Raw genomic sequence first — 14,916 nt, forward strand, 5'->3', positions numbered from 1 at the left:
TTTTTAGTTAGCGTCTAACACTTCTGCGGAAGCGATATTTGTTTCATTTACAATGTATAACGGTCTTTTTTTAACATCTGTATTTATACGTGCAATATATTCACCTATAACACCTACCGAAATGAGTTGAATACCTCCAATAAACATTGTACTTACTATTAAAGATGTCCATCCTGTAACTTGTTGATTAAAGAAAAAGTAAGCTATTAGTGCGTATAAAATTATTGCAAAAGATAATAGAGATATAATTAACCCTAAACGGCTTACAAAAAGCAAAGGTTTATCTGAAAAGCCTGTAATACCGTCTAAAGCCATTTTAATTAAACGGCTATATGAGTATCCTGTTACGCCTATTTTTCTACTATCTCTATCGAATTCTACAGATGTGTCTTTAAAACCTAACCAGGCAATTTGAGCTCTTATAAATTTATTTTGCTCGGGCATTGTATTTAAAGCATCTACAACTTTTTTAGATATTAATCTAAAATCTCCTGTGTCTAATGGGATATCAAAATTTGTAATGTTAGAAAGTGTTCTATAAAACCATTTTGAAGTTGTTTTTTTTAACCAAGTTTCTCCATCACGTTTTTTTCGTTTAGCATACACTACATCAAAACCAGATTTATAGGCTTTATAAAGTTCTGGTATTAATTCTGGAGGATCTTGTAAATCGCCATCTATAATAACAATACTATCACCTGTAACGTTTTTTAAACCTGCAGACACAGCTATTTGATGCCCAAAATTTCTACTAAAATCTATAAAAAAAACCTGTTCGTCTTGTGAAGCAATTGCTTTAATTTCGTTTATAGAATTATCTTTACTACCATCGTTTACAAATACAAATTCGTAATTATCTGTTATTTTAGTTACTGCTGCTACTAATCTAGCATATAATGTATCTATTATACCAGACTCATTAAATATGGGAATTATTACAGAAAGTTTTTCGGGTGTTTTCATATTTAAATCACAATATAAAAAGTAAATCTAATTATTTGTGCGTTTTTTTAGTTTTAAGAATATTAAAATAAGCATTGCTCCAAACAATTTTATATTCGTTTTGCTCTAAAAACCTATTCATGGTTATATTTTTCTTAGCATCGTAAGCATTTATAATACCTTTTGTATTGGTTAAGTCTTCGGCTAAATAATTAGTTATGGGTTGCGAAAAGCTACGTGTTGTTTCAAACTTTTGTGTTACTACAATAGGATAAGTTTTTATTTCATTTTCTGCTTTGCTTAATTTTTTTTCAAACGAATAGCTATCGTAAATCCAAACCCACGAATTGTACATGTATGGTTTTGTTTCGGTTAAGAAATGAATCATAGGTATTTTATCGTACGTCAATAAATAATCGTTTGGCTTTACATATTTTTCAAGATTAACTAATAAAGCATTGGTAATTTCTGCTCTGCGTTTGGTTGTATAGATTCCTTTTGCCAAATCACTGTTTATGGTGTGCGTTTTTTTTAATCGGCTGCCTTTGTCAAAGTAAGCTTCTCTAGAAACATTTAATGCTTTAGCCAAAAAGAAAGCAACTGCTATAAAAATAATAAGTGTTGTAAATCCTTTTTTATTTAAGTTAATAGTACTTACCTGAGTGTTTTTAAAAATAATTGAGGTATGCTCTAAGCCATAAAAATAATTAAAAAAGAAAGGTACAGAAAGCCAAATACACATATAACCGCTACTTACAATTGCGCCACCGCTTCCCATTGGTAAAAACGTTAGCATTAAAATACCTAATAATGCTAATGTTTTAAAAGCTGGCTTTTGTTTTGAAAATATGGCAATAATACTTCCTGTATATGCAATAGCGTAAGTAGTATATAAATTTCCGTTTTTAAACCATATAAACACAAAACTTAACCATATTAGAAGTAATGTATATTTAAGCCAATTGTACTTTTTTAAACCATTTTGAATAAATAAAAAAGAACTAACAATAAGTAACAACTCTCCTATTACACTAAATAGCACACGGTAATTGTAGTAATATGTTTTTAATAAACCTCCAAAGTTATGTGTACTGTCTTTAGTTACGCCCAAATCAAACAAACCTAAAATTGCATTTTGCATAATTTTAAATTGGCCTAATGAAACAAGTAACAAAGCAATAACACCAAAGCCCAATATAATACCCAAAATGTAATGCAACATTGGTTTTAAAGCGTATTTTAAATGCTCTTTATTAAGAATGTAGTAAAAAGGAATTGCTAATATGAATACAAATAACGTTAAGTTTGGTATTCTAGTAAACACGTTTGCGCCTATAATAAGTCCAGAAAGTATTATGAATAAAGGCTTTTTTTTAATTAATCCGTTTAAAAGATAATACACACTAATTAGTGCTAATAGTGCAGTTAAGTGATTATGGTAGAATATTAAAAAACCAAAATCGTTTACAAATAAAATAATAAGCATTCCTAATAATACAATGCGTTTAGGCATAAAGGGTTTAAATATTTTATACCCTATTAAAAAAGTAAGTGTATTAATTATTACGGTAAAAAACTTAAACCATAGTATACCACCATTAGGAAAAATAGCATACCATAAACCACCAATTACTCCAGACAGCCAATAAACAAAGCTATATTCTACACTAGAAGGATTGTTATAAATTTGTTGGTAAAATGTAAGAGCAAAACCATCGTCGCAAATATCAAAACCTTGAAATCCTAAAATTACTTGAAGCGCAACTATAGCGAATAATACAACAACTAAATCGTATTTACTGGTTTGTTTAAGGTTAATCATTTTTAGTGTTAGTTCGCGATAAAGATATAAAACTTTATAACATTCATAATGTTTTAAAATAGTGTAATTTTGTTTTTTAAAAATCTACAGATTATTATAAAATGGCAAAATCTTTTGACCCAAGACGTATTCTTGAAAATTCTATAATTTACAATACCTTTCAACATATTGTTGGTGGCGTAAAAGCGAGAAGATTGTTTGTGAAAAATGATGTAAGATTACAAGCCAACCAAAAGATTTTAGATATTGGTTGTGGTCCTGGTTATTTAATAGATTTTTTACCAGATGCAGATTATACTGGTATTGACATTGACGCTAATTATATTAAAACAGCTAAAGAACGCTACCCAAATGATACTTTTTACTGTACTGCAGTTGAAGATTTTAATTTAGAAGCTCCCAATACTTTTGATGTGGTTATAGCTGCTGGCGTTATACACCATTTGACAGATGCTCAAACTTCAAGATTATTTGAGCTCGCTAAAAAAGCATTAAAACCTAACGGAAGATTAATAACTTTGGATGGCTGCTATATTGAAAAACAAAATCCAATTGCCAAAAAGTTATTAGATATGGATCGTGGAAAGTTTGTTAGAACTGAAGACGAATATTTCTTTTTAGCCTCTAAACATTTTGATAATGTGAGCGTAAAAATTGACAACACATATTTTAATATACCTTATACTTCTATAATTTTGGAGTGCTTTTAATACATGCTAAACAATACATTTTTAAATATTAAAAAATTCATTTTAAGCAATAGAGTACTTATTTCTATTTACTGTATTTGTTTTTTGTACTTAATATTTCAAGATGCTATATATTCTCCAGATACTGCAAGCCATTTTAGGTTAGAGATTTGGCGTTCTCCAGTTTACTCATTGTTTGTATATATTTTTAATATTATTTTTAAAACTAATTTTAACATGGTAACTGTAGCTTTTCAGTTAATTTTAGGCTTTAGCGCAGTTCATGTTTTTTATAAAAAAATAAGTGATTTATTACAACTACCAAAAATCGCTAAGGCTCTTTTTTTAATTGTTTTAATTGTTCCATATTTTAATCCGTTAATCGTTGGTAACAATATATGTTCTGAAGGTTTTAGCTATCCATTATATTTACTAACGCTATGTTTTGGCTTTTCATTTATAATTGAAAATAAAAATTTTTGGTATTTACTAATCACTTCAATTATATTGAGTTTAACACGTGCTCAATTTTTATTGCTTCCTATAATTTTTTCCTTTGTTTATATTTTAAAATTTAGAAAAACTTTCAAAAAAACAAAACAAAACACCCTTCTTTTTCTTCTCATTTTCTCATTAGTATTTAATGTATTAGTAGACAAAGTATACCATAAAATAACTAAAGACCAATTCGCTTCTACCTCTTCATTTTTTATAGCAAATACAGCTGCAATTTATGTGAGTAAAGCAGAGGATATAAAGGATTTAAAAACTGAAGAAACCAAAGCAGTATTTAATTTAAGTAGAACTTACAGTGAAGAAAAAGGTTGGCTTATGGACCATACTAAAACAAAATCTGCTTCTGAACTTTATAATGATTTTCATAGTAACCTTACAAAAATATGTAGTTATGCATACCACTACAAAGGCTCTGCTTATTTAAAAGAAAACAAAAATTATACTTTAAATAAAGCCAGAGTTCAGGTTGAAAAAGCAGCAAAAAACATGATGCCTGTTTTAGTATTTAATAACTACAAAAACTATTTTAAACTATACTACGGAAACTTAATACATGGTATTAAATCTAAGCTGCTATTATTATTCGTAATAGTACTTTTATTTATTAGTATTGTGCAACTATTTAAAGCATATACAAAAGACTATGCTATAGTTTTTCTATTATCAAGTTTAATACTCTCTAATGCATTAATAGTATCGTTTGGTAGCTACTCTATAGTTAGACTTCTGTTCTACCATTATGCACTTATTTTATTATTACTATTCTATGTTTCAAGAATGGTATTTACAAAGTATAAAACTAGTTAATACTTACTCTTTAACTGGTCTAGAAAAAAACAAGTAATAAAAATTCACCATAAGTATAGCTGCATTAGCAATTATAATAGGCAAACCAATACGTAAAGTAGGCATTAAAAAACCATAGATTATAAATAAAATACAACCAGTCATATTAACTAAGCGAAGTTTTTTTACGTCCTTCATAGTAAATGATAACAATACCATAAATGAGGCTAAGTAGCCAATATATTCTGTACCAGTAATTCCAAATAATTCCATAATATTTTTGTATTTCTTTTCCGCGTAGTAACAAACTCCAACGGTATTTTTTAGTTAAATTATTTTTAGTGACTTTTTACAATAGCAAAAATCACAATTTATATCATAAAAAAGAGAAATACCACAAGGTATTTCTCTTTAAACTATTTATTATAATTTTAAAAAAATTATATAATTTTATTTCTTTTACGCTCGTTTTCAGTTAAGTATATTTTACGTATTCTTAAGTGGTTTGGCGTTACCTCAACATACTCATCTTTCTGGATGTATTCTAAAGCTTCTTCTAAAGAGAATTTAATTGCAGGAACAATTTTAGCTTTATCATCTGCACCAGAAGAACGTACGTTAGATAATTTTTTAGTTTTTGTAATATTTACAGTCATATCATCACCACGAGAATTCTCTCCAATAACTTGACCTTCGTAAATATCTTCACCTGGATCTACAAAAAACTTACCTCTATCTTGTAATTTATCTATAGAGTAAGGAATAGCTGTACCTTTTTCCATAGATACTAACGATCCATTTTGACGTTCTGGAATACCACCTTTTAATGGTTGGTATTCTTTAAAACGGTGTGCCATAATAGCCTCACCAGCAGTAGCCGTTAATAACTGGTTACGTAAACCAATAATACCACGAGATGGCACTATAAATTCACAAACCATACGTTCACCTTTAGCTTCCATGCTTAACATTTCACCTTTACGCATAGTAACCATTTCTATTGCTTTACCAGAAACATTTTCAGGTAAATCTATAGTCATTTCCTCAACTGGCTCACATTTAACACCATCAATTTCTTTAATGATTACTTGTGGTTGTCCAATTTGAAGCTCGTAACCTTCACGACGCATAGTTTCTATTAAAACCGATAAGTGTAATACACCACGACCAAAAACCATAAACTTATCTGCACTATCTGTATCCTGTACTCTAAGTGCTAAGTTTTTTTCTAATTCTTTAGCTAAACGGTCTTTAATGTGACGAGATGTTACAAATTTTCCGTCTTTACCAAAAAACGGAGAATCGTTAATTGTAAATAACATACTCATTGTAGGCTCATCAATAGCAATAGTTTTAAGTCCTTCAGGATTTTCAAAATCGGCAACAGTATCACCAATTTCAAAACCTTCTAAACCAACAATTGCACAAATATCACCAGTTTGTACTTCTTCTACTTTTAAACGACCAAGTCCTTCAAAAGTATGAAGCTCTTTTATTTTATTTTTAACAATAGAACCATCTCTTTTAACTAAAGAAATATTTTGTCCTACTTTTAATTCACCTCTAGTTAAACGTCCAATAGCAATACGCCCAGTAAAGCTAGAAAAATCTAAAGATGTAATTAACATTTGAGTTGTTCCTTGTTCTATTTTAGGCTCAGGAATATGCTCAATAACCATATCTAATAAAGGCTCGATGTTTTCAGTTTCATTTTTCCAGTCATCACTCATCCAGTTATTTTTAGCACTACCATAAACTGTAGGGAAATCTAACTGCCACTCTTCTGCACCTAACTCAAACATTAAGTCAAAAACTTTTTCATGTACTTCTTCTGGAGTACAGTTTTCCTTATCAACTTTGTTTACAACTACACAAGGCTTTAAACCTAAATCTATAGCTTTTTGTAATACAAAACGCGTTTGAGGCATTGGGCCTTCAAAAGCATCTACCAATAATAAAACACCATCAGCCATATTTAAAACACGCTCTACTTCACCTCCAAAATCGGCGTGACCAGGCGTATCTATAATATTAATTTTAGTATCCTTATATACAACCGAAACGTTTTTAGACGTAATGGTAATACCACGCTCACGCTCTAAATCATTATTGTCAAGAATTAAATCTCCAGTGTTTTCATTCTCACGAAACAGTTGGCAATGGTACATAATTTTATCTACCAAAGTTGTTTTACCGTGATCTACGTGCGCAATAATTGCGATATTTTTAATTTTAGCCATAGTATTAGTGCCTTATTTTAAGCGTGCAAAGGTACTTAATTTTTATTGATTTATATACTTTTATTTTTTTTTTAGGCATTTCCTGTTGTAGCCAATTAAAATTTGTACTAAAATTCATGTAAAAGACTAAGCTACAAAAGGTCGCGCTATTCACTATATCTTTTTTGTGCATAAGCGCACACAAAAAAGGATGCCGTTACTATCGCTAATGCAGCTTGCCAAAAATCAGTTTTTTAGTATTATCTTTGCAGCCTTAATTAAGAACATAGATTATGCAGTTGCAAGACATCCCAAAAATAAAACATACAAACTCAAATAATTTCTTTCTATTATGTGGACCATGTGCCATAGAAGGCGAAGAAATGGCGTTTAGAATTGCCGAGCGCGTTGTAGAAATAACAAACAAATTACAAATACCTTATGTATTTAAAGGCAGCTTTAAAAAAGCCAACCGAAGTAGAATAGATAGTTTTACAGGTATTGGAAATGAAAAAGCTTTAGAAATATTAGCAAAAGTTTCAGAAAAATTTGATGTACCAACAGTTACAGATATTCATGAAACTAGTGATGCTGCATTAGCTGCACAATATGTAGATGTTTTACAAATTCCAGCATTTTTAGTACGCCAAACAGATTTAGTTGTAGCTGCTGCAAAAACAGGAAAAGTTGTAAACTTAAAAAAAGGACAGTTTATGAGTCCTGAAGCCATGAAACATGCTGTACAAAAAGTAAAAGATTCTGGTAGCGATAAAGCTTGGATTACAGATCGTGGTACTATGTTTGGCTATCAAGATATGATTGTAGATTTTCGTGGCATTCCAACCATGAAACAATATGCACCAACCGTATTAGATGTAACACACTCCTTACAACAACCAAATCAAAGTATTGGTGTTACTGGCGGAAGACCAGACATGATAGAAACTATTGCACGAGCAGGCGTTGTAAACAATGTAGACGGTTTATTTATAGAAACACATTTTGATCCAGCTAATGCAAAAAGTGATGGTGCAAATATGCTGCATTTAGATAATTTAGAAACCCTACTAACTAATTTAACAGCAATACGTAAAGTTGTTAACTCACTTTAAACTTATTTTACATTATCTTTAATGATACATTTACATACTAAGAAACTATTTCTTTTAGTTTCATTTTTCGCTACTCTTTTTTCTTTTTCTCAAGAAGAAGTTTTAACTAAATACACCAGCTCTAACAAAGGTAAATTTTATATTAGTTGGGGAGGAAACAGAGAAACGTTTTCTAAATCTGATATAAGATTTGAAGGAGAAAACTATGCTTTTACCATAAAAGATGCTTCTGCAAAAGACAAACCTAAAGGTTGGCATATAGATTATATAAACCCAACACGTATTACAATACCACAAACAAACTTTAAACTTGGGTATTTTATAAACGACAAGTACTCAATTTCACTAGGTGTAGACCACATGAAATATGTACTAGTAGAAAATACAACTAAAAGTGTTTCTGGTTATATAAATTTGCCTGAAGATGAACCAGGAAGCCAGTTTAATGGTATTTACAATGGTGACGATTATTTTGTTTCAAGAGAATTTTTACAGTTTGAACATACTAACGGATTAAACTACGTGTATTTAGAATTTGCAAGACATGATGATATTTCAAGCCTTTTTAATTTACCAAATACCGATAAGTTTCAAGTAAATATTACCGAGGGCTTTGGTGCTGGTGTATTATATCCAAAAACAAATACTACACTGTTGTTAAAAGACAGGTATGATCAATTTCATATTTCTGGTTACGGTTTGCATTTAAATGTAGGTTTAAACCTTACTTTTTTCAAGCATTTTTATATTCAAGGAGATTTACGTGGTGGTTTTATAAATATGCCAGATATTAGAACAACGAGTAATACAAACGAAAGTGCTTCACAACATTTTTGGTTTTTACAACGCGTTATTTCTGTAGGAGGTATTTTTAGGCTTTAACGGTTATAGAAACTGCTATCTTTAAAAGTATAAATTTCTTTTAAAATATCGACTAAAACAGTATCGTTAATCGCTTCTAAACTTTTATAACGAAGCGATTTAACAACCTTTCTGTTCTCACCTACCAATAACGCTTTATGTTTAGTAATATAAGCCGAATGCCAAAAAGCTACATCTACATATTTATTTTTGTGACTGGCATTTAAATAACATATTGGGCGTTTACCAACATAGTAACACGGTATACTCCATTTGTATTTTAAATCTACCTCTGGTAAAGTATGCTCTATAATAGTTTGAACATGCATTAATATTGCACGATATGGTTCTGGTTGGTTGTTTATATATGTTTCAGCAGGATTCACAAATTACCATGTTTCTTTAAAATGGCTTTAAATTCTGAATACATAGGTTCTGGTGTTTTATTTGAGATTTCAATTTGTTTTGTTTCTACATCGAAATCAAATTCGTAACCAGAAAAATCTCCACTATATTCCTCTTTAGCTTCAGCAATTAAAATACTAACAATCTTTTTTCTAAGATTATATTCTATGGCTGTAAGTTCTTCTACCTCTTTATGTGTGAGGTTAGAATGGTTTTGCCAATTAATTTTCATGTAACATGGAGTTTACACAAAGAAAATTAATTTACATTCAATTAACAAATAATTAACGTTTAAAATAAACTAATTAAACCAATAGCAATCATCGCTATCCCAATAATAGCTTTAAACGGCATTAGCTTATCTGATAGTTTTTGTAAAGAATCTTTAAATGCAGGTGCTTTTACAATAACATGTGTTAATAGTAAAAAACCTCCTAAAATACTTACTATATTAAAAAATAAGCTACCAGAACCAAACAAACGCAATAAACCAAGTATTACTAATGCTGCGCCAATAATAGTTTGAAAAGGCGCTAAAACACCTGCTATTTTATTAAAAAAATTACGTTCTCCATCCCATTTATCTAATGTTGCTAGACCTAGAAGTATGCCTCCTGCAATGTTTGCTATAATTAATAATGTAACAATCATGTTATTTGTTTTTAATTGGTTAGAGTTTAAATTTAAAAAAAGAGGCGCAAAATTGCGCCTTTTTTTAAAAATAATTATGAATTAAAAATCGTTTGGATCGTTTGGATCTGTACCGTTTTCAATTTCGTCTCCATCGTTAACGCCATCTCCATCGGTATCTGGATTTGTTGCATCTGTTTCGTCTCCTGTACCTGCTGTGCCATCTGGCCCATTGGTTTCTTCTAAATTTGTTAAACCATCACCATCGCAATCTTGTGATGAGTTTGCTGTAAATGGATCGCAAGCATTGTTTGGGTCTGTTATGGTTCCGTTAGGATTAAGTGGTGTATTTGGATCGTTTACACCTGTAGTTTCTTCACAATCTGTTAATCCATCATTATCGGTATCTGTATTATTTGCTCCTAAAAAATAAATAAATCCTACAGAAAATTGATTACTTACTGTATTTGTAGCTCTCACATAAACTTGTTGTAACATTGCTCCATTTTCGTAAGCTGTTGAATTTACTATAGCATTTACACTTGATTCTGCATCGGCTTGTGTTTCAAAGTAAGTAAATGTTGTGTTTGGGTACGTTACACCATAAGTTTCGGTTAAATCGTACTCTAAAACACTATTTTCACAATTGTTTGCATAAATTTCTGAATTAAAATCTATAACATCCTGCTCATCTAAATAATCTGGTATACCATCGCCATCACTATCTTCGTTAGTTGGATCGCCATCAAAATCATAATCTTCATCAATTGTATTAATACCGTCACCATCATCATCTTCATCTAAATAGTTTGGAGTACCGTCTTGATCTGTATCATCGTCTTCTAGGTTATTATTATTGTTTAGATCTTCATCTAAATCTAAAACGCCATCACTATCTGCATCACCAACATTTTCACAAGACATTTGCGAACCAAAATCTGTTGTTGGTCCACTAAAATTTCCTGTTATTACACCAGACGATTGCCCATTATTTACATCTACAAACTGAATCGAGTATGCTGTATCTGAGGCGCAATAATTAATATCGTGACTAAACTCGCTACTAGTTACAGGTACAACTGTTGTTTGGTCTCCATATACTAATTGTATATAACCGTTGGTTACTGCACTCGCATCGCAAGAAGTAAAGTTTGCTGTTAATGTTGTAGATAATGTTGCTGTATTTGTAAGTGTAATGGTAATGTTTTCGTCTTGAGAAAATGGTCCAATTGTAGTGGTTATATTATTTCCTGGGCACCCAAAATTATCAATTGCTAAAGTTAAAGTTTCGTCTGCAGGAATTAAACCACAAGTTTCACCATTATTATTAGTATATCCTGAAGATGCAGAATTCCATCCTGCTATTTCTCTTTGCAATTCTACTGGTACAAATTCTAATGGGTTTCCTGTTTCGTCTTCTACAGTTACGCACAATTGTATAGATGCAAATGGGTCGTCGCAATTCCAGAAACTAAAATGTGCTACTTCTCCAATATATCTATTACCTTCTAATGTTGCTGTTCCTTCTTCTTTCCAGTACCCATTATCTTCATCAAAATACCAAAGTGGTATTGTTGCAGGTGCATTTGTTATACTGCTTCCAACTGGCACTCTAATTGTTGCTGGAGAACCTTGAGCTAAACTTAATTCTTCTCCATTTGTTCCTCGTAATTCTACGGCTATCATACCATAGGTTTCTAATGCTCTTAAATCTCCATCTATAGTTTCGGCTATTAACATACCTGGCATTTGTATTGCCATATTTTCATTATCTACATTTAAACCTTTTAAAGACACATCTACATCTCCATTTAAATACGGTTGCCCAAACTCATCTACATAATCTCCAGGTAAATCAACCTCTGTTCCATCTGGTAGGTCTATAGTTAATAATTGTCCTGGTGTTAAGGTTACAACAGGCTCTAAATTAAATAACATTATTTTTATTTGATTTATTCCATTTGTAGGAACCACAGCTCTCGATCCATCTATAAATCCAGGTTTAGATGCTGTTATGTAGGCAAATTTCTCGTAAACTGTAGCTTCTAAAATTGAAAATACGCCATTAGCGTCTGTTACAGCAAATGCATTACCTATTCTAATTTCTACGCCTGCAATTGGGTTGTTTTCTTCATCAACTACGCTACCTAAAAAACGAGCTTCAATATCGGCTCCAAAATTTTCTAAAAATGGATTTACGTCGCCTTGCTCTGTATTTTCATTTATTGGTACATTATTGTCACTCTCGCAAGACATGATAACACACAATGTAATTAATGCTACAATTTTTGTAATAAACTTCATAAACTAATTTTTATAACTTTATAAATATAACAAGTTGAAAGATAAAACTCCTAATAGACTTGTTTATTATTCTTTACCATCTACATAGTCTTGTAAATAGGCAAAACGTGGTGTTAATTCGCCTTTACTATTAGTTATTTGTGCACGACTTAAAATACCGTTTTTATCGTTATTAAAAAAAGCAGGAATAACGTGTTGTAAGAACATCTCTCCAAAACCTTCGCTGGCATCTTTTGGTAGTTCGCAAGGTAAATTATCTACTGCCATTACTGTAATGGCATTTTTAGCATTAAATACGACTTCTTTTTCGGTTTTAGGATCGTAACCATAAAACGGATTTGCTATTGTAGATGGTCGTATTGTAGAGGCTACTGGCCCATCTATATCGCAAGATATATCTGCTACAAGGTTTATTTTAAATTCTGGATGTTTAGCATCTTCTCTTGTAAATAGGTATGGTGCGCCATCACCATAAAAATGTCCTGCAATAAAAAAGTCTGTAACTTTGGCATATGGCATAAAATTACTTTTATAGCCTGATGCATCTTTATAAAATGCAAACTTATCGCCTACTTTACCGTCTTTACGTTTTGCATATTCCATAACGTCTGCTATACAATATACGGGTTCTGTAAAGTCGCTTGTTAAGTATAAGGCGTCACTAACTTCTTTTATGTTTAAATGGTCTAAAATTTCTTTAGCACCTTGTGCTACTTTTCCTGTTCCGGTTAAAAGTATTTTAATATTAGGAATTGTTATTTTATTTAACTCTGCTTTTACTGCATCTAAATCTTTTAAGGTTTCTACTTTTGGTAAGTTAAATAAGTCGTCTCGCATACCTAAGGCTCTAAAACCGTTGTAAGCACCAACTAATCCTGCATAGCGGCCAAAACCTATTAATCGTGCACCGTTTTCTCGCACAATTGTTTCATGGTCGTAAAGTTCTATTTTTTTATTTAAAATAGCTTTTAAAAGTTTACGATTGTATGGTTGTTTTTTAATGGTATGGCTGAAGAAAAAATATTTTTTGTTTGGTATTAGAGCTTCTATTGGCACTTCTTTTACTCCAAACAATACATTAGCATCTGCAACATTTTCTGAAACTGTAAAACCTAAATCTCTATATTCTGAATCGTTAAAGACTCGAATATTTGAAGACTCGACAACAATTTCTGCCTCGGGAAAATTATTTTTTAGTGTTTTTAAATCTTGAGGTGAAAATACGACACGACGATCTGGCGGGTTTTTACGTTCTTTTATTACTGCAAATTTCATGTAAAATATCTTAGTTATTTTCGCTAAAATACTTTTATTAATTGCGTTGCGCAAATAAAGTTAATTGGCTCTGGATACTTCGCTTTCTGACTTTAATACAAAGTCTCCATCGTCTTGTTTTATGTATAGGGCTTTATTATTTGGTTTGCCAATTCTAGTGACTTCTGTTCCCTTAATAGTTTTAGTTATAGACTTGGTATAGGTTTGTTCTACTTTTCCCTTTGCGGTACCGTTTGCCCAATCCCATTTTACTTGAGTTCCTGTTTTTATCATTTTATTTTATTTTGGTAATAGCTTTTCAAATTTATCTTAATATTTTTAAAAATCCTATTTGGTATGGCTTTTGAGTTAATATTTTTATTAATTTCGCCATCCTTTGAAACTTATACTATTGTTTCTTGGTGTAGTGCGTTAAGGATTGATGCGGCATCCTTTTGCTTTTTTGCAAAAGATATAGCGGAAAGCCTGACCAATACCAGCTTTTTCTGCTTGTATTGGTAACGCCAAAATTACTATATTAGATTACTTTTAATTTTTTAAATTGAGAGACTTTTGTTTTCCTATTTATATTTGGGGCCGACTGGTTTTGACAGCGAGATTAATTAAATAGTAAGCACGTCGTGTAATGATTTTGAAACACGTTAAAGGCTAGATCAACTTTTTAAACGGCGAGAATAACTACGCTTTAGCTGCCTAATCTGAATTATAGTAGGATTAAGCCTCGGCTCACAAGGTGAGCAAGCTTTATGTCTCCGGAAAGCCTTGATTGGCGGCGTTCCATTTTGAGGCATCGTAAATGTCAAGATAGAATAGGTAGTGCTTTGATGCTTATTTGAAACTAAAAAAGATAAGTTAAAAGTGGGTTGTCTTTAACCAGCTTTTAATCGAAAACCCAAGAAAAGAATAAACGTGTAGAAAGCTCTTTGGTTACTTGTTTGGACGAGGGTTCGATTCTCTCCGGCTCCACAAAAAACCCTGTAAAACACTGTTTTACAGGGTTTTATTTTTACTGTCGATAATTAAGTAGATAAAAACTTCATCAATTGTTATTGAGATGTTTGAATTGGTATTTAGGCTTAAACAAGTCTAGAACTAACAACTGTATGAGCTCTTAAAATAAAACTTTATTTAGAACCATACTAGGTCTTAATAAAAGATAATTACACAACAAGTTACTTACTTTATTAAACTAAAATTATTATTTGGGTATAAAAAATAAATGAACATTGATACTATTTTTAAATTATTACAGTTTAAAAAAGTTGCGATAACCTGCCAAAAATAAAATATATACAAACTTTAATAAAAGTTGGTATATACCGCCAAATTTGTTTGCTAACCGGTACAAAATTGAT

14 protein-coding genes and 1 other RNA gene are annotated in these 14,916 nt (G+C 31.0%); 5 read left to right on the forward strand and 10 right to left on the reverse strand.

Features of this window, described 5'->3' with window-relative positions; genetic code table 11:
* Positions 1–3 precede the first annotated feature (3 nt).
* Together BM549_RS12945 and BM549_RS12950 are read right to left on the reverse strand one after the other, a co-directional pair.
* Complete coding sequence (locus tag BM549_RS12945; RefSeq protein ID WP_290470650.1) at positions 4–963, reverse strand: glycosyltransferase family 2 protein; 960 nt, start codon at positions 961–963, stop codon at positions 4–6.
* 31 nt (positions 964–994) lie between these two features.
* Positions 995–2,764, reverse strand: coding sequence for a hypothetical protein (locus BM549_RS12950; RefSeq protein ID WP_290470651.1), 1,770 nt, complete (start codon positions 2,762–2,764; stop codon positions 995–997).
* A gap of 101 nt (positions 2,765–2,865) precedes the next feature.
* Between BM549_RS12950 and BM549_RS12955 the strand changes: the two genes are divergently transcribed.
* A complete protein-coding gene (locus BM549_RS12955) occupies positions 2,866–3,474 on the forward strand; it encodes a trans-aconitate 2-methyltransferase (RefSeq protein WP_290470652.1) in 609 nt (202 codons plus the stop codon).
* A 3-nt stretch (positions 3,475–3,477) separates the two neighbouring features.
* Positions 3,478–4,776 (forward strand): hypothetical protein, encoded by a 1,299-nt coding sequence (locus tag BM549_RS12960; RefSeq protein WP_290470653.1) that lies wholly within the window; start codon positions 3,478–3,480, stop codon positions 4,774–4,776.
* Between the two features lie 3 nt (positions 4,777–4,779).
* Here the strand turns inward: BM549_RS12960 and BM549_RS12965 are convergent, their stop codons facing one another.
* A complete protein-coding gene (locus tag BM549_RS12965) occupies positions 4,780–5,028 on the reverse strand; it encodes a hypothetical protein (RefSeq protein WP_013870406.1) in 249 nt (82 codons plus the stop codon).
* 167 nt (positions 5,029–5,195) lie between these two features.
* On the reverse strand, positions 5,196–6,995 hold the full coding sequence (typA, locus tag BM549_RS12970) for a translational GTPase TypA (protein WP_013870405.1): 1,800 nt from the start codon (positions 6,993–6,995) through the stop codon (positions 5,196–5,198).
* Positions 6,996–7,267: 272 nt separating this feature from the next.
* On the opposite strand from typA, the gene kdsA reads away from it, so the two are divergent.
* A complete protein-coding gene (kdsA, locus tag BM549_RS12975) occupies positions 7,268–8,086 on the forward strand; it encodes a 3-deoxy-8-phosphooctulonate synthase (RefSeq protein ID WP_290470654.1) in 819 nt (272 codons plus the stop codon).
* A gap of 21 nt (positions 8,087–8,107) precedes the next feature.
* Positions 8,108–8,968 carry a hypothetical protein gene (locus tag BM549_RS12980; RefSeq protein WP_290470655.1) on the forward strand — a complete coding sequence of 287 codons (861 nt, stop codon included), beginning with the start codon at positions 8,108–8,110 and terminating at the stop codon, positions 8,966–8,968.
* On the opposite strand, the gene BM549_RS12985 is transcribed toward BM549_RS12980, so the two are convergent.
* From BM549_RS12985 to BM549_RS13010, 6 genes are all read right to left on the reverse strand, one after another.
* On the reverse strand, positions 8,965–9,333 hold the full coding sequence (locus tag BM549_RS12985) for a DUF1801 domain-containing protein (RefSeq protein WP_290470656.1): 369 nt from the start codon (positions 9,331–9,333) through the stop codon (positions 8,965–8,967). The genes BM549_RS12980 and BM549_RS12985 overlap by 4 nt on opposite strands.
* The gene (locus BM549_RS12990) at positions 9,330–9,584 is read right to left on the reverse strand and encodes a hypothetical protein (protein WP_290470657.1); all 255 of its coding nucleotides are present in this window, start codon (positions 9,582–9,584) and stop codon (positions 9,330–9,332) included. Before BM549_RS12990 ends, BM549_RS12985 begins: the two co-directional genes overlap by 4 nt.
* Positions 9,585–9,643: 59 nt before the next feature.
* On the reverse strand, positions 9,644–10,003 hold the full coding sequence (locus BM549_RS12995; protein WP_290470658.1) for a hypothetical protein: 360 nt from the start codon (positions 10,001–10,003) through the stop codon (positions 9,644–9,646).
* A gap of 81 nt (positions 10,004–10,084) precedes the next feature.
* On the reverse strand, positions 10,085–12,286 hold the full coding sequence (locus BM549_RS13000; protein ID WP_290470659.1) for a hypothetical protein: 2,202 nt from the start codon (positions 12,284–12,286) through the stop codon (positions 10,085–10,087).
* A gap of 66 nt (positions 12,287–12,352) precedes the next feature.
* Complete coding sequence (locus BM549_RS13005; protein WP_290470660.1) at positions 12,353–13,561, reverse strand: NAD(P)-dependent oxidoreductase; 1,209 nt, start codon at positions 13,559–13,561, stop codon at positions 12,353–12,355.
* Between the two features lie 60 nt (positions 13,562–13,621).
* Positions 13,622–13,834, reverse strand: coding sequence for a DUF2945 domain-containing protein (locus tag BM549_RS13010; RefSeq protein ID WP_290470661.1), 213 nt, complete (start codon positions 13,832–13,834; stop codon positions 13,622–13,624).
* A gap of 299 nt (positions 13,835–14,133) precedes the next feature.
* Here BM549_RS13010 and ssrA point away from each other — a divergent pair.
* Positions 14,134–14,530: a transfer-messenger RNA gene (ssrA, locus tag BM549_RS13015) on the forward strand.
* Positions 14,531–14,916: the final 386 nt, after the last annotated feature.

Source organism: Lacinutrix sp. MedPE-SW (assembly GCF_001874145.1).
GTDB lineage: Bacteria > Bacteroidota > Bacteroidia > Flavobacteriales > Flavobacteriaceae > Lacinutrix.